15 protein-coding genes are annotated in these 18,697 nt (G+C 48.9%); 9 read left to right on the top strand and 6 right to left on the bottom strand.

What is annotated here, in order from left to right:
• Positions 1 to 11: 11 nt before the first annotated feature.
• The gene (locus D9Y29_RS23870; protein WP_127132759.1) at positions 12 to 1,214 is read left to right on the top strand and encodes a thioredoxin family protein; all 1,203 of its coding nucleotides are present in this window, start codon (positions 12 to 14) and stop codon (positions 1,212 to 1,214) included.
• Here D9Y29_RS23870 and D9Y29_RS23865 read toward each other — a convergent pair whose 3' ends face one another.
• Together D9Y29_RS23865 and D9Y29_RS23860 are read right to left on the bottom strand one after the other, a co-directional pair.
• A complete protein-coding gene (locus D9Y29_RS23865; RefSeq protein WP_164735529.1) occupies positions 1,215 to 2,348 on the bottom strand; it encodes a sensor histidine kinase in 1,134 nt (377 codons plus the stop codon).
• Positions 2,349 to 2,568: 220 nt separating this feature from the next.
• Positions 2,569 to 2,970, bottom strand: coding sequence for a hypothetical protein (locus D9Y29_RS23860; RefSeq protein WP_127132757.1), 402 nt, complete (start codon positions 2,968 to 2,970; stop codon positions 2,569 to 2,571).
• Between the two features lie 342 nt (positions 2,971 to 3,312).
• Between D9Y29_RS23860 and D9Y29_RS23855 the strand changes: the two genes are divergently transcribed.
• The 8 genes from D9Y29_RS23855 (at position 3,313) to D9Y29_RS23820 (ending at position 11,491) form a co-directional block, all read left to right on the top strand.
• Positions 3,313 to 4,347, top strand: coding sequence for a nucleoside-diphosphate kinase (locus tag D9Y29_RS23855; RefSeq protein WP_127132756.1), 1,035 nt, complete (start codon positions 3,313 to 3,315; stop codon positions 4,345 to 4,347).
• A gap of 303 nt (positions 4,348 to 4,650) precedes the next feature.
• Complete coding sequence (locus D9Y29_RS23850; protein WP_127132755.1) at positions 4,651 to 6,075, top strand: phytoene desaturase family protein; 1,425 nt, start codon at positions 4,651 to 4,653, stop codon at positions 6,073 to 6,075.
• Positions 6,076 to 6,090: 15 nt separating this feature from the next.
• Positions 6,091 to 6,738, top strand: a complete 648-nt coding sequence (locus D9Y29_RS23845; protein ID WP_127132754.1) for a hypothetical protein — start codon at positions 6,091 to 6,093, stop codon at positions 6,736 to 6,738.
• Positions 6,739 to 6,848: 110 nt separating this feature from the next.
• Positions 6,849 to 7,883 (top strand): glutamate 5-kinase, encoded by a 1,035-nt coding sequence (gene proB, locus D9Y29_RS23840; RefSeq protein ID WP_127132753.1) that lies wholly within the window; start codon positions 6,849 to 6,851, stop codon positions 7,881 to 7,883.
• A gap of 22 nt (positions 7,884 to 7,905) precedes the next feature.
• Complete coding sequence (locus D9Y29_RS23835) at positions 7,906 to 9,147, top strand: glutamate-5-semialdehyde dehydrogenase (protein ID WP_127132752.1); 1,242 nt, start codon at positions 7,906 to 7,908, stop codon at positions 9,145 to 9,147.
• A gap of 222 nt (positions 9,148 to 9,369) precedes the next feature.
• The gene (locus D9Y29_RS23830; RefSeq protein WP_127132751.1) at positions 9,370 to 9,858 is read left to right on the top strand and encodes a hypothetical protein; all 489 of its coding nucleotides are present in this window, start codon (positions 9,370 to 9,372) and stop codon (positions 9,856 to 9,858) included.
• 12 nt (positions 9,859 to 9,870) lie between these two features.
• On the top strand, positions 9,871 to 11,052 hold the full coding sequence (locus tag D9Y29_RS23825) for a cysteine peptidase family C39 domain-containing protein (protein WP_127132750.1): 1,182 nt from the start codon (positions 9,871 to 9,873) through the stop codon (positions 11,050 to 11,052).
• 28 nt (positions 11,053 to 11,080) lie between these two features.
• Positions 11,081 to 11,491, top strand: coding sequence for a hypothetical protein (locus tag D9Y29_RS23820; RefSeq protein ID WP_127132749.1), 411 nt, complete (start codon positions 11,081 to 11,083; stop codon positions 11,489 to 11,491).
• A 2-nt stretch (positions 11,492 to 11,493) separates the two neighbouring features.
• On the opposite strand, the gene D9Y29_RS23815 is transcribed toward D9Y29_RS23820, so the two are convergent.
• The 4 genes from D9Y29_RS23815 to D9Y29_RS23800 all read right to left on the bottom strand — a co-directional run bounded on the left by D9Y29_RS23815 (position 11,494) and on the right by D9Y29_RS23800 (position 18,688).
• A complete protein-coding gene (locus tag D9Y29_RS23815; protein ID WP_127132748.1) occupies positions 11,494 to 12,255 on the bottom strand; it encodes a DUF2490 domain-containing protein in 762 nt (253 codons plus the stop codon).
• Positions 12,256 to 12,257: 2 nt separating this feature from the next.
• Positions 12,258 to 13,607, bottom strand: a complete 1,350-nt coding sequence (locus tag D9Y29_RS23810) for an anaerobic C4-dicarboxylate transporter family protein (RefSeq protein WP_127132747.1) — start codon at positions 13,605 to 13,607, stop codon at positions 12,258 to 12,260.
• A gap of 18 nt (positions 13,608 to 13,625) precedes the next feature.
• A complete protein-coding gene (gene aspA / locus D9Y29_RS23805; protein WP_206513863.1) occupies positions 13,626 to 15,047 on the bottom strand; it encodes an aspartate ammonia-lyase in 1,422 nt (473 codons plus the stop codon).
• Positions 15,048 to 15,499: 452 nt separating this feature from the next.
• Positions 15,500 to 18,688 (bottom strand): efflux RND transporter permease subunit, encoded by a 3,189-nt coding sequence (locus D9Y29_RS23800; protein ID WP_127132746.1) that lies wholly within the window; start codon positions 18,686 to 18,688, stop codon positions 15,500 to 15,502.
• Positions 18,689 to 18,697: the final 9 nt, after the last annotated feature.

Genomic DNA, 18,697 nt, shown 5'->3' with positions numbered 1-18,697 from the left:
AACAAGTTACTATGTCAATAATGAAACATGTACCAGGGATGCTGCTGCTGCTTTTCAGCAGCATTTCCCTTTTTGCACAGGAAAGCAATACCATTCAATTTACCAACGGGAATTTCAATGAAGCACTGAAATCTGCTGCTAAAGAAGGCAAGCTGGTTTTCGTGGACTGTTATACTTCCTGGTGTGCTCCATGTAAATGGATGGACAAAAATGTATTTGTGAACGATACTGTACACCAGTATTTCAACAAACAATTCATCAATTTCAAGGTGGATATGGAAAAAGGGGAAGGAGTGTCTTTGCGCGAACGCTACAAGGTAACATCGTTCCCCACTTATCTTTTCCTGGATGCGAAAGGCAACCAGGTGCATCGCACCGGGTCGAGGATGAGCGTGCAGGAATTTATCACAGAGGCGCGCCGCGCCACCAACCCCGGCAATACGCTGTCGGATATGGAGAAGAAATTCAACAATGGCGACCGGTCCCTGCAACTGCTCACCGACTATGCGATTGTACTGCAACGCGTGAATGGTGCTCAGTTTGAAAAAGTGAAGAATGAACTGGTTGGTATCGTGAAAGATGAGGAACTCAACAGCGCGCTGGGCTGGACCATCATCAAAACCTTTGCACGCGATGAGGAAGACAGGCTGGGCAGTTATTTCATTCGTCATCAAAAGGAATTTGCGCAGTATGCAGATGCTGCCGCCATCAGCGCCAAACTCAATCAGCTGGCCAATTCCAGCATGTATGGATTGATCCGTCAGAAAAAAGACAAGGCATTCTTCGAAAAACTTACCTATATCCTGCGCGATACCAGTTATGCGGCACAGCGTAACGCCGTGATGTTACAGATCGAATATTATCTCGCCAATAAAAAAGTGGAAGGCTTCCTGGCCGTGGCCCGGACTGCACAGGCGGGTGCTTTCCGTAACAACCCTGCTGATCTGAGCTTTGTTGCACGGAGGGCAGGTTATCAGTCCAATGGCGATACAGCTATTCTTAAGCAGGCTTATGAAATGGCGCGGCTGGCGGCTTTGCTGGAACCTGAAGAATACAGCAACCAGGGCACGCTGGCAGAAAGTTGTTATGCGCTGGGTTACAGGGAAGAAGGACTGAAAGCAGCCCGGAAAGCCCGTCAACTGGCTGACCTGGAAACTTCCAAGATCCAGAAGATCGCACAGGCCCTGGTAGACAAACTGGAGAAACTCAATTGATCATTGCGCAGGCAGGATGGTGCCATGGCTTGAAGATAATTGTGGAACGGCTGTAAAAAGATTGGTTGAAGGAATGGTTTGAAGCGAATGTGGAATGCGGAAAGAAAAGCTCATTCCCTGCTGGTTATTGCAGATGGTGAGCGGTTCCCCGAATAATTTTTCCAGTCGCTTTGAAGCATTCTGTAAACCCAGTCCGCGATTGAAAATGGTTTCCAGTGGTCCGTCGAAACCCGCGCCGGTATCGGTGACGCATATGCGCACATATGTGGTTTCCTGCTTGCAACTAACGGTTACGGATCCCCCATTAACAAGTGGGCTGATGCCATGGTTCAATGCATTTTCCAGCAATGGCTGCAGTATCATCGGGGGAACGGGTGTTCCCAGGGTTCCCTTATCGATATCATAAATAATGACCAGCCTTTTTCCAAACCTTTGTTTTTCCAGCGTGAGCCAGGTACGAACGAATTCCATCTCTTCTTCCAGGGACACTACCGGCCTTTCACTTACTTTAAGGGCATAGCGGAAAGTGTCTGCCAACTGGGCAATCAGTACCCGGGTTTCTTCCAGTGAGGGAGGTACGGAGGCACTGATACTATTGAGTGTATTGAAAAGAAAATGTGGTTCTATCTGCGCTTTGAGCGCTTTGATCTCACTCTGGTAATTGAGTTCCATCAGTTCCTGTTCGCGTATATGCTGGCGTTTGGATTGCTGCCAGTAACTGTATCCGTGGAAGATGGCAAATTCGCTGCAATAGAAAAGGGCTGTGATGTAAATATCCCACATGCTGGTGCTGGTATCGAAAACACTCAGGTAAGTGGCATTCACCAATGGCCCGTAGCTATTCACCCAGGCGATGCAAAATACAGGCAATGTTACAAGGTGCAGCAGCAGCTTTTTGCGGAGGGAGGCTTTGGCGAGCTTAACGATGAATAACCACCAGAGCGGCAGGGTTAGGGAGATTTTGATACCTGCATCTATAAGGTTGATATAGATATAACGGAATTTATCTGTCGGTTTATAGGAAATGACGAGAACGAAATAAAAGAAAGCGCCCCAGAATAGCACATACAGGAGCCAGCTCACCAGCTCGCCGATGGTGACATTCCTGAACACTTTTTGCTGCAATGTTGCCATAGACCGGAGGGATTTCATGTGGGTGTGTGCCATGAAAAATATGCCCGTTCAAAGATAGGGCGGGAGCCGTTCCGGGTTGGGGTAAAGGGGACGAATGGCATTTTTTTGCCGCCCGAATGCATAATATGCCGCCCACCGGAAGCGGAGCAAATAAAAACGGCTGCCTGGACGGGCAGCCGTTTCTTCAAACACTTATTTCAAACTACAACTTGAACGATTGTTACTTGATCTTGGTTACGAACATTTCTTCGATGAGGTTCTGTTTCCTGTTGATCGTGTACACTTCAGCTTTAGGACTTTTCTTAGACTTCACTTCGATAGTAACAATGTTGTCTCCGATCTCTTGTGTGGTAAGGAGGAATTTTCTTGTGATGCTTGTTCCTTTTTCTTTGTCGGAGTAGAGAACGTTGCCATCGCTGTCGCGCAATGTGATGATGAACTCATCAGCTTCTTCAGAGGTCAGGCTCAGTTGGAAGATGGGCTGGTTCTCATAATTCCCGATATGTTTTACTTCGATGTTGTTTGTATTGTTTTTAGGATCTTTTCCTCCGTTAGCGTAGGCTACAGTAGAAAGTACCAGAACGGTTACAAAAGACAGGAAGGTTTTAACAGCGTTATTCATAATTGTATATTTTAAAAGTTAATGATCGCTTAATACTCATTGTCTGTACATCATCGGAGGCAATCGCGGAAGGCAAGCGATCAATTCATGTGGCAGCGCAGTACTGCTTTGTTTGGCTTCACCGTTGGGCCGGTGCGTATTTTGATAATGCAAACATACATCGGCATTTAAGGGGCTGCAAACCAAAAAATGGGCTATTTCAGGATGGTAAACCACGGCCCGGAAAATGGAAGTGCTTATCTGGCAAGGGTTCTGGCCGGAAATCAGTATGATCTCCAACGGAAAAAAATGACAAAAAAAACCGGAAAAACCGGATATCTTTGCCGAAATTTTTTAAAAACAATGAGCAATACAACGGTTACAGCCGATCAACTCTCCGCCAGCATCATCGGCAGTATTAAAAAAGCACAGGAAGAAAAGCTTTTCTTTGAAGAGATCTATTCAAATCCTACTGCCCCTGTTGGAAAGAACGAGTTCTTATTCTTCATCAAGCCTGAGATCACACTGGCCTCTGATACCATTAACATCGATGCAGTTCTGGAACTGGTGCGTGAAAGGATCAACCATTTCGGTTTGACCATCCATAATGTGAAAGTACTTTCTGCAAAATACCTGGAGCAATACAATATCATCGCACAACACTATGGTGTGATCAACAAGATTGCTTCCGACGCAAAGAACAGTCTCTCCGAAGCTGCCCTGGAAAAATTCAGCGCTATCTACGGTAAATCCGCCAGTGAAGTGAAACTTCTGGGTGGTGTTGAGTTCCTGGAGCAATACCCCGCATTCAATGCCTATTCTCTGGATTATCTCTGGATGAACAAAGAGAATAAGAAACTGGCCGGCGGTACTTATGCTGAAGACATCAAGATAGACAGTGAAATAGTGTACGTGATCAACGGTTTCCACCCACGTCAGCTGAAACATTTCACTGAGAAGGGAAGAAGCATCGTGGTGATGACCCTGAGCGGCGACCTCAACTGGAGTGATGCCCGCAATAACTTTATCGGAACTACCAATCCCAATACTGCGAACGAAGGAAGTCTGCGTCGCGAATTCCTGAACAACCAGGCAAGACTCGGACTGGCTGAGGTTTCTCAGGGCGTGAATGGCGTTCACCTTTCTGCAGGTCCTGTAGAAGCGCTGGTGGAACTGCGCCGTTACAACTCTGATTTCGCAGACAACAGCAAGATCAAAGCATTCGGTGATTTCAGCTTCGGCAAGGCCCTGGCGGCCAACTTCACGCCTGAGCAGGTTGAGAAGATCGTGAATAACGAGAACATCACTGTAAATGGCAAAACCATTTCCGTGTTCGATCTTACAGAAGAGAAAGACGCTACAGAAGCGATCGAACTGCTTAAAGCGAACCTGAAATAAGTTTACTGCAATCAATAGACAGGAAGGCCGGCTCATTACAGAGCCGGCCTTTTTCTTAGAGTGCCGCCAGGGGCTGACTAAAAAGCTCAGAGAGCCGCCAGTCGCTCGCCTCCGGCGAGTGACTTCTATTTGTTCGCCTCCGGCGAACACCGCGTCGCCAGAGGCGACTAAACAAAACTCACTCGCCGGGAGGCGAGCGAGTGGGCGCTGCGAAATAATTTTCCATCTGCATAATCCTGCTGCCTGGAAACTTTAGTGCTCTTGCTTTCCAGATAGATGGTAATTTCGCTTATCATTCATCGTATGTACAAAACAGACTTCGATGCAATTGTAGTAGGAGCGGGCCCCAACGGACTGGCTGCTGCTATCTCTCTTCAACAGGCTGGACAAAGAGTGCTGCTGATCGAAGGGAAATCCACTATTGGCGGCGGTTTGCGCACTGCGGAACTAACACTGCCGGGATTCCATCACGATATCTGTTCGGCTATCCATCCCCTTGCCGTGAGCTCACCTTTCTTGTCAAGACTGCCATTGGAACAATTCGGGCTGGAGTTCATCTATCCATCCATGGCCGCTGCACATCCCTTCGACGATGGCACTGCAGCCATTCTCAGCCCTTCTTTGGAACAAACGGCTGCAGCGCTGGGAAAGGATGAGCAGGCTTACATTAACCTGATGCGCTCTTTGGTGAGTAGCTGGACTGATCTCATCCCTGATATACTGGGGCCTTTCGGACTGCCGCGCCATCCTTTGAAACTGGCCGCCTTCGGCATGAAGGCGATGGCGCCTGCCATTACCGTGGCTAAACGCTTTCAAACACGCGCTGCACGAGGACTCTGGGCCGGCATGTCAGCCCATTCCATGATGCCGCTCACCAATGCTACTACGGCTGCTGCGGCACTGGTGCTGATGGCAGCGGCACACCACAAGGGATGGCCTCTTGCCAAAGGCGGTTCTCAATCCATTGCAAATGCATTGGGTGCCTATTTTCAATCGCTCGGCGGGATCATCGAAACCAACAGACCGATCTGGTCGCTTGACCAGTTGCCTTCCTGGAAAGCGCTGTTACTGGATGTAACGCCACAACAATTGATACAGCTTGCCGGCTACCGGTTTTCATCTTTATACAAATGGCAGCTCAGCCGTTACCGTTATGGTATGGGCGTTTTTAAAATAGACTGGGCCCTGGACGGCCCAATCCCATTCAAAGCTGCGGCCTGCCGCGAAGCAGGTACCGTGCATATCGGCAATACACTCGAAGAGATCGCTTTGTCCGAAAGGCAGGCGATGGATGGTATCCATCCGGAAAAGCCTTTTGTACTCCTGGCACAGCAAAGCCTCTTCGATCAGTCGCGAGCACCCGAAGGCAAACATACGGCATGGGCCTATTGCCATGTGCCCAATGGCTCACGGAAAGACCTAACCGAAATCATCGAACAACAGGTGGAAAGGTTCGCTCCGGGGTTCCGGGAACGCATTCTCGCCCGTCACGTGATGAACAGCGAAGACATGGAACGATACAATCCCAATTATGTGGGCGGCGATATCAATGGCGGGATTCTTGATCTGGGTCAACTCTTTACCCGGCCTGCTTTACGCGCCAGCCCCTACAGAACTTCCGCCAAAGGCATCTATATCTGTTCCTCTTCCACGCCCCCGGGAGGAGGGGTACATGGTATGTGCGGTTTCCATGCAGCTCAGCGCGCATTGAAAGATGTCTTAACTTAGCAACAAATTATTACTATGAAGTTTGTATGGTGTTTACTGTTCATGTGTTACAGTTTGTCCATCATGGCACAGAATGAAGACGATACCTATCCGGACTACCGTAAGAAAACTGAAGGCTATGCCCGGATGGCGGAAAAAGATCTGAAAGGCGAAGTGGCTTCTTTTGCACTGGCTGCACTGGAAGACAGGCTCAATAAATCCCCGCTGCCTGCCATCCCGCCGGTTGACTATGGCGCCAACTTCATCACCTTCGAAGGAAATGATATAACGGTAACCATCAAGGCAGGGACCTTCGATGCTTCCAAACATAAGATCGGTACCTATGGAGAAAAGAAACATGTTGTGCGTATCGACGGCAAACCGTTCTATGGGAATTATGGAAGCCTTCCTACTTATTCCATCGCATCCGTGACCATGACTATCGGTAAAGACACCGTGCAGATCCCCGCAGCAGCTTATGCGGACCTCTACAGCCCTGTATTCACTTACAACGATGATAAAGGTGCAGTGCGTACACACAATGGCGTATACCTGGGTGGCGATAAACGCACCATCTACATCTATATGCTTAACCGGGAATCCATTGGAAGCTATGAAGTAACCTGGATCATCCAGGACAAGAAATACTTACGAAGAGTTGTTGATTCAGGGATTTTGAAATAGATACAATAATCCCAACCCTCTCACCGTTTTTACTATGGTTTTTCATAGGATATTGGATTATAAAAGAGGGTTGGATTTCTATCCTGACCCTTTTTTTTATTCTAACTAACATGCAAAGACCGGTATTAGTGATCAAGCTGGGAACAGCAGTGATCACAGACAATAAAGGCATTATCAGCCAGGCCATCATCAAAAAAGTGGCTGCTGAGATAGCCTCACTTTCTAAACATTTCCGCATCGTACTGGTGAGCAGTGGAGCAGTAGGCAGTGGTAAATCTTTTATCAAACAATACAAGGGAACACTCACGGAACGCAAGGCAGCAGCAGCTATCGGCAATCCCATCCTTATCCGGCTTTACCAGAAACATTTTTCCGCTTTCGATATTCCAGTTGCACAGGCATTGTGTGAACGCGTGCATTTCAGCAGGCGGCCGCAGTTCCTCCAACTGAAAGAAACCTTCGATGCATTCTGGGAGAACAATATCATTCCCATCGTGAATGAAAATGATCTCATCAGTAATGTAGAGCTGAAATTCTCTGACAATGACGAGCTGGCTACGCTCATGGCTATCGGCTTCGATGCGGCGGCGCTCATCATCTGCACTTCTGTAGGTGGTTTCATGAACGATAAGAAAGAGATCATTCCGCTGGTGGAGAATGTAGACAGGAATATCCTCGGTTATGTTACTACAGACAAGAGTTGTCTTGGTTTAGGGGGCATGACTTCCAAACTCACTTTCACGCGTCTTGCAAATTCATTGGGCATCAAAGTGATCATCACCGGTCTGAAAGGGAATACGCCATTTTCGGCTGCGCTTGCAGGTGAGCAGGGCACAACTTTCCTTCCGCAGGAGAGCAACCTCAAAGCCAGGCAGAAATGGCTGGCCAGCGGTTCGATTACCATCGGCAGTATACTGGTAGACAAGGGTGCGGCCAAAGCCCTGCAACAGCGTAGAAGCCTGCTTACTGTGGGTATAGCGCAGGTACAGGGCAAATTCGCGCAGGGCGAAGTAGTGCAGTTGAAGGACGATGAAGGCGTGATCATGGGGGTTGCCAAAGTGAAACTGGGCGCTGCCGCCATCAAAGAAAACCTGAAAGCAAAGAACGTAGTTGCTGCCCATGCAGACGATATTGTAGTATTTTAGTATTGCGAAAGAACCAGGAAAAATGAAGTCGATTACACCATTGATAGAAAAGACCAGCATCGCTGCTGTGAGTCTTCAGCATGTGAGCGGGAAGCAACTGAAGGCTGCGTTGAACGCATTGGCCAAAGAGTTGGAAGCCAGCAAAGCTGTGCTGATCCGGGCCAATAAACGTGATCTTGCCAAACAATCTCCCGATAATCCGCGTAACGACAGGCTCCTGCTGAATGAGCAGCGCATTAAGAATATTGCGGACAGTATCCGCACCATCGGCAAATTGCCGGACCCATCCGGTAAGCTGCTGGAAAGCCGCAAACTGAAGAACGGTCTGTTGCTGGAAAAAGTAACCGTGCCGCTGGGAGTGGTAGGCGCTATTTATGAATCCCGCCCCAATGTTACTTTCGATATTGCTGCGCTTTGTATCAGGAGCCGCAATGGCTGTGTGCTCAAAGGCAGCAGCGAGGCAGACAATACCAATAAAGCAGCTATTACGCTTATCAAAAAAGTATTGAAACAAAATGGCATCGATCCGGATTGCGTAACCCTCCTGCCATCAGAAAGGGAAGTGGTACAGGAGCTGTTCACCGCCACAAAATATGTGGATGTATTGATCCCCCGGGGATCGGATTCCCTGATCCGGTTTGTGCGTAAGAACAGCCAGGTGCCGGTGATCGAAACAGGAGCTGGTGTTTGTCATGTTTACGTGGAGAAAGATGCAGGCATGAAAAAAGCGCTGGACATTGTAGTGAATGCGAAAGTAAGCCGCCCATCCGTTTGTAATGCAGCCGATACCATCCTGGTGGATGCTGCAATTGCGCCGGAATTTTTGAAGAAATTGCATCCACGTCTTGCAGAACATGGGGTTGAAATATTTGCCGAGCCCAAAGCTCATAAACTTCTTAAAGACTATCCTTTCCTGCAAACCGCAACGGAAGCGGATTTCGGCAGGGAGTTCCTCAGCCTTAAATGTGCTGTTAAAGTAGTGAAGGATATCAACGAAGCGCTTGTTCATATCCGTGAGCATAGCACCAGGCACTCGGAAGCCATCGTTTCTGAAAATAAAAAGAATTGTGAACGATTCCTGAGAGAAGTGGATGCGGCGGCAGTGTATACCAATGCAAGCACAAGATTTACCGATGGTGAGGAGTTTGGATTAGGAGCGGAGATCGGTATCTCCACACAGAAGCTGCATGCGCGTGGACCTTTTGCCCTGGAGAAGTTAGTAACTGAAAAGTGGTTGGTAAGAGGTAATGGTCAGATCAGGTAGATAGTTAAAATGAAACTAGGTCTATTGGAAAGCCCTTCACCCTTTAACGTGGTGAAGGGCTTTTTCTATTTTGTTGCTCATGCTAACCGTGCAAGTACCGTCAAAACACGGTTCTAATTGCGGCTTAAAAGCCAGATATTTGAGTAAGTACCCTCCACCACTCTGAAACGCTCAAAGTATTTCCCCGTTCTCATCAGTTCTTAACCAATTTAGACAACGCTTATGAAACAAGGAAATGCCCTCATTGGATGGGTGCTCATTTTTGCAGGAATTCTTTTCTACCTCTATGGAGTTTTTTATGCGATCAACATTTCATGGAACGCAATTCAGGGAACGGATGGTAAACTGATGAAGATGCCTGAGGGCCTGGATGCTGCAATATCCAGCATCAATGCGTTACTCCTGACCAACCTGGGTGCGGTGCTGGGCATATCGGTCAGTGTGCCCGGATCTGCCTTGTCGAGAAATATCCTGCCGGGAAGTCAACCCAAAGGTGGTGCTGAAATAAAGGAACCTATGAATAGCCGTGAGTTGATACAACTGATATGTGTGATCATTTTCCTGGTATCGGTTATTGCATGTTTCATCACCTGGATCAGGTTGGGATTCAATTCTGACCCGGAAGTGATCCTGTCATTTGTTTCCCAGTCGGCCAAGATGTTCATTGGAGTTGTACTGGCCTATCTCAGTTTTATCCTTGGTAAAAAATAAATAGAAAACAGTATGGCGCATTCATTCAATTTGCCTGTTGAATATCATCAGCAGGACACCAATTATTATTGCGGTGCGGCCTGCGCGCAAATGGTGCTTCACCAGTTGGGCTCAGGGCATTTGCTCCAGGATGATCTTTATAACGATAATCACAGTTACAGTACCGCCGAGAGTGGCTGGGCTTCCGGCCCTGACGGGCTTGAGTGGACAATGAACGATCGTGCACCATCCCAGGGATTTAATTTACACGAGGCTTTGTCAGGGGATGAAATAAGTACTACCATAGCCTGGTCACTTCAAAACTCAAATACCGGCGCCATTGCATTGGTGTATGGATGGCAGCACTGGATCACGGTGATTGGTTATGAAGCAGACAGGCAACTCAACAATAGTGAAGATACTGCAGCAAATATCTCCGGTTTTTACATCAATAACCCATGGCCGCCCACACCCGGCGGCAATGGAATACCACCACATTCAAGTTCCGATGGTTGCGGCACAGGAGGAAGATTTGGAATTGCCAATGAACATATCTCCTATGCTACATGGTTGAAAGATTATATGACGGGCGTTCCATCCGGGCATTGGAATGGAATGTTCCTTGCTGTTTGTGCAATGTCAGCCGGAGGCGCTGATAAAGGTAAGGGCAAAGAAAAAATGCAACATGTTGCTTCAAATCCTTCCGGCATCATCGATGAACTTACGGCTATGAATATTGCCGAAAAAAGTCTCTTCCAATTGAAGGGGCTGAACGTGAAAGGTGCCGGCATCATGCAGGTAACCCAGGCGAAGCCGAAACTGGTGCGAAGGCTCGACAGGGAAAATGATTTTTATTACCTGGTACCGATGGGAATGCCGGGAAGCGGCAATGTGCAAACCATCATCAGTGTAGATGCAAGACAGGCCGAATACAAGCAATCCATCGATGCCGGTTTCACCAATTCTCTTCTTTTCAGGTCTTTTCACGATACAGAATTAAAAGACCTGCTTTCAGCAAAAAGTTCAACGCTCGATTATCTCCTGAAAGAGAACCAGGCTGTTCAGGAGGAGCCAGAAATGGTCTGGATGCCCTGCCTCGAATCATTTTCACCCTACTGGCCTTTTCAACTCGTAAAAGTTGGTGAAAGAACCGTATACGTCAGGGTGGATGGCGAAGTGTTCCTGGAGCTCAATACTTCATTGCGGGGAGCATAATAAATGCGAACTTTGATGGAGTTAAGCAATGGAGGTATCCAATCAAAATATCATCAAAATTGTGCAGGACCATTTCAAGGTCAATGTGCTGAACGATCTGCATATCAATAAAGTGACCAGGCTTGATTCGCCTTCGGGCTATTTCCTTGCATCGTTCAAAGCTGATGGTGGTCCGGGATTCCGTATTGCCATCATCGATGGGCAGGAAAAGAAAGTGGTGCAATCTGCCATGGTGCAGTTTGTAAATGATCTCGATATAGGCAAAAAACTGGAGGAGCTGGGTATTCAGAAAGATGCTGCGATCCGGCTGGTATGGAAACCTTCAATGCTTTCTTATTCTCCGTTCTACCCATTCTTTGAAGTAAAAACAGTTGACGATACATTTTACCTGACACAGGAAGGACAACAATTCAGGGAACTTCCATCAGGCAGGGGATAATATCATTCATCTCCATATTCCGGTGCAGGGGCTGCCTGAGCTTTCCTGTTCATTGTGTAATAAAAAAACAGCCGCAGCGTATGGTTGCGATCATACTGGTAACCGCTGGCCCGTAGCTGGTAGAGCATCATGTATCCGAAATCGTAACTCCATCCTTTGCCAAGAGCTTGCCGGATGCCGGCAAATAATCTCAACTGATCAAATGTATTGTTCACAATAGGTTTTCCGAATTGAACAAGCAGTTCGTTGGCGAAGCATGCCTGGGGTAGTGAAGGATTTTTGAATACAGGATATGTGAGGCTGATCAGGTAGCGGAGTCTCGTGGAGAAGCTGGTGGTATTGGAAAGAGAATCGGCCACTACTGATTCCCGCCAGCGGTGTTCATTACGGAAACGATGGAGCAGACTAAGTTTACCGAGACGGCTGCTATACGCGAGTTGCCCATACAGCCGGTTCTCATCAACATAGATCCTTTCTCCTTTTTTGGTTGCAGTGAGCCACATATGTGCATAACCGGCTACAAAGTTCAACTGGTTGCTGAACCAGTATCCACCACCTGCGCGTACAAAATAGAAATTGGGATCAGACATGAAATTGTTGCGGCGCACATGGATATCGCCCACCAGTCCCCATTTGCTGTTCAGCCGGAATGTGGAATTGAGAGAAAACCAGCTCTGCGATTGGTCGTTCACCTGTTTTTGGGGTGATTGTCCAATCGCAAAGCCGGTAATCAAACTGCAAAGAAAAACTACAATGTATTTCATGGCTATAGTAAAATGCCGGAGAGCAGGAAACCGGTTGCCACAGATACAGATACGGCCACCAGTCCTGGTCGCATGAAACTATGATTCAGTAAGTATTTCCCGATATGTGTAGAACCTGTATTATCGAACTGGATTGCTGCTAACAGGGTGGGGTAACCGGGAAGGAAGAAATCCCCGTTGCCTGCAGGGAACATCGCAATGAGGTGCTGAGGCGCAATGCCCAGGCTTAGGCCCAATGGCATCAGGGCCCTTGTGGTTGCAGCCTGACTGAAGCTCAGCATCGAGAAGATAAAGAGCGCGAAAGAAAAAGTCCAGGGCGCGCTTCTCACCATCGATCCCAATGCCTGTTCGATAGCCACCACATTATGGTCCATGAAGGTTGCACTCATCCATACCACACCAAACACACTCAGCGTTGCCTGTGCTGCCGAACTGAACAGGCTGGCCTTCACTACTTCTCCGGTGCTGGTTTTGCAGAAGATGATAATGGCTGCGGATACAGTCAGCATCACGATCTCGATCATGGCCGCCATGCGGATGGAACCATCAGCTCCTACAGCAAAATTGGGTTTGAATCCTTCCACATCTGCAAAATTGGGCAGGGTCTGCGGAAAAGATCCGAACACGATGATCAGCAGTACACCGAGTGCAAAGAGCAGAACGGAAAGTTTAGCGCCAGGCTTTAGTGGTCCTGAGTTGCCTGAGCTGGCATCCAGTTTTTTCACGAATTCCGGGTCTTTCAGTTTGGCCTGGAATTCGGGGTCCTTATCGAGGTCCTTGCCCATTTTCAAAACGGAGAGCGTGCCAACAAGCACGCCGATGAGCGTGGCTGGAATGCTCACTTTGAGAATGTCGGCCAGTTGAAATCCCGAATCCCGCACTATGCCGAGCATTGTGGCGGTGGCTGCTGAAACAGGACTCGCCATAATGGCCAGATGCGAGGCCACCACGGAAATGCTCAATGCCCTTTCGGGCCTGATCCTTTTCTTGGTGCTCACTTCGGCAATGATGGGAAGGATGGAATAATTGATATGTGCAGTACCGGCAAAAAGGGTGAATACCCAGGTTACTAACGGTCCCAGGAAAACGATCTTGGATGGATTCTTACGCAGGATGGTCTCTGCCAGCCTGACGAGATAATCCATGCCGCCGGCTGCCTGTAAAGTGGCAGCGGCAGACACTACTGAAAGGATGATCAGCATCACTTCCAGTGGTGGTTCACCCGGTTGCATATGGAATACAAGAATGAAGATCAGCATACCCACCATGCCCATCACGCCCAATCCAATCCCCTTCATACGCGAGCCAATGAGGATGGCTGCCAGCAGAATTGCAAATTGTACCCAGATCATAGGCAGTCAGATAAAGGATTACTGGTTGATGAACTTTGGATTGATGAGGTTTTCGATGGAGTAGATCTCATCCCATTTTTTCTGTGTGATGAGCCTTCTCTCTTTCACAACGATATCGTGAATGGACTTTCCTGTTTTGAGTGCTTCTTTGGCGATATCGGCGGATTGCTCGTAACCCAGTATGGGATTGAGTTGTGTAACGATGCCGATACTGTTCATCACCATGTCTTTTGTGCGTTCCTTGTTGGCAGTGATACCATCGATACATTTTTCGCGCAGCATATCGCAGGCTTTGGTCATGTATTCGAAGGAAGTAAAGAGAGCGAAGGCGAGCACCGGCTCCATTACATTCAATTGTAATTGTCCGGCTTCAGCTGCCAGGGTAACGGTAAGATCGGCTCCGATCACGTAGAAGCAGGTTTGGTTCACTGCTTCCGGGATCACGGGATTCACTTTGCCGGGCATGATGCTGGAACCGGGCTGCATAGGCGGCAGGTTGATCTCCTGGAAGCCGCAACGCGGGCCGCTGCTGAGGAGACGAAGATCATTGCAGATCTTGCTGAGCTTGACGGCGCAGCGCTTCATGGTGCCACTGAGCTGAACGTAAGCGCCTGCATCGTAAGTGGCTTCAATGAGGTCGGCGGCGAGTTTCACAGGCACTTTGCTGAATTTGGCAAGATGCTTCACGCATTTCTCGGCATAGCCTTTTGGCGCATTCACGCCGGTACCGATGGCCGTGGCGCCCATATTCACTTCAGTGATCAGTTGCTGAACTTCTTTGAGACGTTGCACATCCTCTCCGATGGTAGTGGCAAAAGCATTGAACTCCTGCCCCAGGGTCATAGGCACAGCATCCTGCAATTGAGTACGACCCATTTTCAATACATCTTTGAATGATTTTCCTTTTTTGTAGAAAGATGCCTGGAGCTTTTCGAGCGAGGTTACAAAATCATTGATGATGAAATACAATGCCAGCCGGAATGCTGTCGGGTAGGCATCATTGGTAGATTGCGAGCAGTTCACATGATTGTTGGGATGCAGGTGCTCGTAATCGCCTTTGGCATAGCCCATGTATTCCAGGCCGATATTGGCAATCACTTCGTTCGCGTTCATATTGGTGGAAGTACCGGCCCCTCCCTGGATGAGATCGCTGATGAACTGGTCTGTATACTTGCCGGCGATCAGCTCATCGCAGGCGAAGACGATGGCTTCCGTAATTTTTTTGTCCAGCACGCCACAGTCTTTATTGGCGAGGGCTGCTGCTTTCTTCACATAGCCGAAGGCTTTGATGAAGAGCGGTTCTTTGCTGAGCGGGATACCGGTGATGTCGAAATTTTCTTTGGCCCTTAAGGTTTGAACCCCGTAGTAGGCGCTGTTTGGCACTTCTTTTTCTCCCAGGAAGTCATGTTCCTTCCTGAAATTTTTACTCATTTTGCTCATGAGAATATGATTGAATGGATGAATACGATGGACGGGATGCTCCAAATCAGTTATACGGTTGGGTGAGGTGGACTACAAGAAGCTAAATGAAGTGTTTCGTAAGTTTCCGGAGCTTTGCGTGCCGGATATAACCGGCTGATATACCTGATAATAAATGTAAACAAATTAATTGAAATGCTAGAGGATTAATCAATTTATAACCTTAAGGGTTTTTACTTATTCCTTCGGATGTGTGGGGGTGACTAAAAAGGGCGGAGAGTTGGCAGTCGCTCGCCTCCCGGCGAGTGACTTCTATTTGTTCGCCTCCGGCGAACACCGCGTCGCCGGAGGCGACTAAATAAAAATCACTCGCCGGGAGGCGAGCGATTGCCACATTCCGGTTTTTCAGTTCAGCGCAAAAAGAAGAGCGCACCGTTAACGATGCGCTCTGAATATAATTGATGGAGCAGTTATCAGCTCTGTTGTATATCGCGGTCAACCTTTGCTTCCATTTCCCTTTCCTGCTGTAATTTTTTCAGCTTCTTACCGAAAGAGATCTTAGTGATCAGTACAAACAGTACCGGCACCACGAAGATGGCAAGTGTGGTTGCGGCAAGCATACCGCCGAATACCGTCCAGCCGATTGTTTTACGCGCCTCGGAACCCGCACCGCTGGAGAATGCCAGTGGCAGTACACCCAGGATGAAGGCGAGTGAGGTCATGATGATCGGACGGAGACGGAGTTGCACTGCCTGCAAAGTGGCGTGCAGGATATCCATTCCCCTGTCAACCCTTTCCTTCGCAAATTCAACGATCAGGATCGCGTTCTTGGCCGAGAGACCAATCAGAGTGATCAGACCGATCTGCGCATATACGTTATTGGTAAGGTTGGGCATGAACGTTAGTGTGAGGATCGAACCGAATGCGCCGATGGGAACGGCGAACAGTACGGAGAAAGGAACGCTCCAGCTTTCATACAATGCAGCCAGGAAGAGGAACACGAACACAATGGAGATCATGAAGATGGTAACGGTGCTGTCGCCCGCTTTGATCTCCTCACGGCTTAGGCCGGAGAACTCGTATCCGTAACCGGCGGGGAGTACCTGTGCTGCCACTTCTTTCAGGGCATTGATGGCCTGGCCGGAAGAATATCCTTCTTTGGGCGAGCCATTGATCTCGATACTTCTGTAGATATTATAATGCGAGATCACTGCCGGCGCTTCCACCACCTGTGTTGTTACCAGTGAACTGAGGGGCACCATATTGCCCTGGCTGTTGCGGACATAGTAACTGTTGAGGTTTTGAAGGGTGGCGCGGAAACTGCTGTCTGCCTGCGCCATCACGCGGAAGTTCCTTCCGTAAATATTGAAATCGTTCACATAAGAGCTACCCAGCAGGGTACTCATGGTGCTGTACACATCAGACACTGATACGCCCAGTTTCTTTGCTTTCTCACGGTCTACATTCACTTTGTAGCTCGGCGTTCTGGTATTGAAGAACGTGTAGGCCATTCCGATCTCCGGGCGTTGGTAGAGTGCGCCGAGGAATTTCTGGGCCACGGCTTCAAACTGTTTGATATTATCGGTGCTGGTAGTCTGTTGCAGTTCGAATGTGAAACCTGCCGATTGCCCAAGGCCGGGAATGGCCGGTGGTGCAATGGCGAGGATGCGCGCTTCTTTCAGGTCGCGGGTGCTGCCCATCACCTGGCCGATCACGCTCTGCACATGGTCCTTTTTATCTTTCCGCTGGTCCCAGTCTTTCAGGCTCACGAAGATGGTGCCCATGTTGGATTTATTGGAGAAGCTGATCACGTTCAGGCCAGCGATACCACCCACGGCCTTCACCTGCGGCATTTTCATCAGGCGCGCCATCAGCGTGTCCAGCATCGCGATGCTGCGCGTGGTGCTGGTTGCTTCAGGCATCTCGTAGGTGACGAATAAACGACCTTCATCTTCCGTTGGGATAAATCCCGAAGGCTTGCTTTTGAAGAGGAAGAACAGTCCAACGAACAAACATACAAGCATTACCAGAACGTATGGAGTTGCTTTGATCCATTTGCCCACGCCGCGTGTGTATTTGGTGCTCACGCGATCGAACCATTTGTTGAAAGCAGCGAAGAACCTTTCGAGGATATTCTTCTTCTCACCTTCTTTCTTACCGGGCTTCAGCAGCAGGATACACAGGGCTGGTGTGAGCGAGAGGGCCACGAAGGCTGAGAGTAGCACCGAGACCGCAATCGTAATCGCGAATTGTTGATACAATCGACCAACGATACCCGGCACAAATCCTACCGGAACAAACACGGCCGCGAGGATCAGTGCGATGGCGATAACAGGCGCGGAGATATCTTTCATCGCCTGCATCGTTGCTTCCTTCGGACTGAGATTTTCGTGATCTATATAATGCTGCACCGCTTCTACCACCACGATGGCATCGTCCACCACGATACCGATGGCCAGTACAAAGCCGAACAGGGTCAGGGTATTGATGGTGAAGTCGAGTGGTATGAAGAAGATGAATGTACCGATGATACTAACGGGGATGGCTAACAGCGGGATCAGGGTTGCGCGCCAGCTCTGCAGGAAGATGAACACAACCAGTGTTACCAGCAGCAATGCTTCCACAAGCGTGTGGATCACTTCATTGATACTCACTTTCACCACTGAAACCGTTTCGAAGGGAGAGATGAAGTCTACATCCTTCGGGAATGATTTCTTCAGTTCATTCATGGCATTCATGATGCCTTCGTAGGTATCGAGGGCATTGGCGCCAGGCGCCTGGTAGATCAGCATGAAGGCGCCTCGTTTTCCATTCACGAAGGCGTTGAAGCCGTAGTTGAATTTGGCAAGCTCCACACGAGCAAGATCTTTCAGGTACACGATGGATCCCTGTGCAGGATTGCTGCGCACTACTATATTCTCAAAGTCGGCCACGCGGTTGAGACGGCTATTGGTCAGTACGCTGTATTCGAAGGTCTGTGAAGCGGGCTGAGGGTTACCGCCGATGGTGCCGCCTGCCACCTGCAGGTTCTGTTCAGACAGTGATGCCATCACTTCCTGTGGTGTGATCTTGAGGTTGGCGAGTTTCTCCGGGTTGAGCCAGATACGCATTGCAAAGTCGTCGCCGATACTTGTAATATCCCCCACGCCTTTAACGCGAAGGAGGGCGTCTTTCACGTAAATATTGGCGTAGTTGCCGAGAAAGGTAGCATCGTGTGTGCCATTGGGTGAGAACAGGGTCATCACCATCATGATACTGGGGTTACGCTTCCTTACAACCACACCGAGTCTTTTCACCACATCCGGGAGTGTAGGTTCGGCAACGCTCACACGGTTCTGCACGTCCAGTGCGGCGATATCGATATTGGTGCCGATATCGAAAGTAACGTTCACGCTTGCCTGTCCGGCGCTGGTGCTGTTACTGGAAATATAGCTCATACCGGGGGTACCATTGATCTGTGTTTCAATGGCGGTGGTGGTGGTCTGTTCCACTGTTTCGGCATCCGACCCGGTAAAGGTCCCTGTTACGCTCACGGCCGGGGGCGTGATATCGGGGTACTGCGCCACTGGTAAGGTGGTGAGGGCGATAAGGCCCACCAGCACGATCACGATCGAGATCACGATGGCAGTAACTGGCCGTTTTATAAAAGTATCCGCTATCATTGTTTTCTC

The organism is Pseudoflavitalea rhizosphaerae (assembly GCF_003991355.1).
In the GTDB taxonomy this organism is placed as follows: Bacteria; Bacteroidota; Bacteroidia; order Chitinophagales; family Chitinophagaceae; genus Pseudobacter; species Pseudobacter rhizosphaerae.
This window is presented reverse-complemented; position numbering and strand designations above follow the sequence as displayed.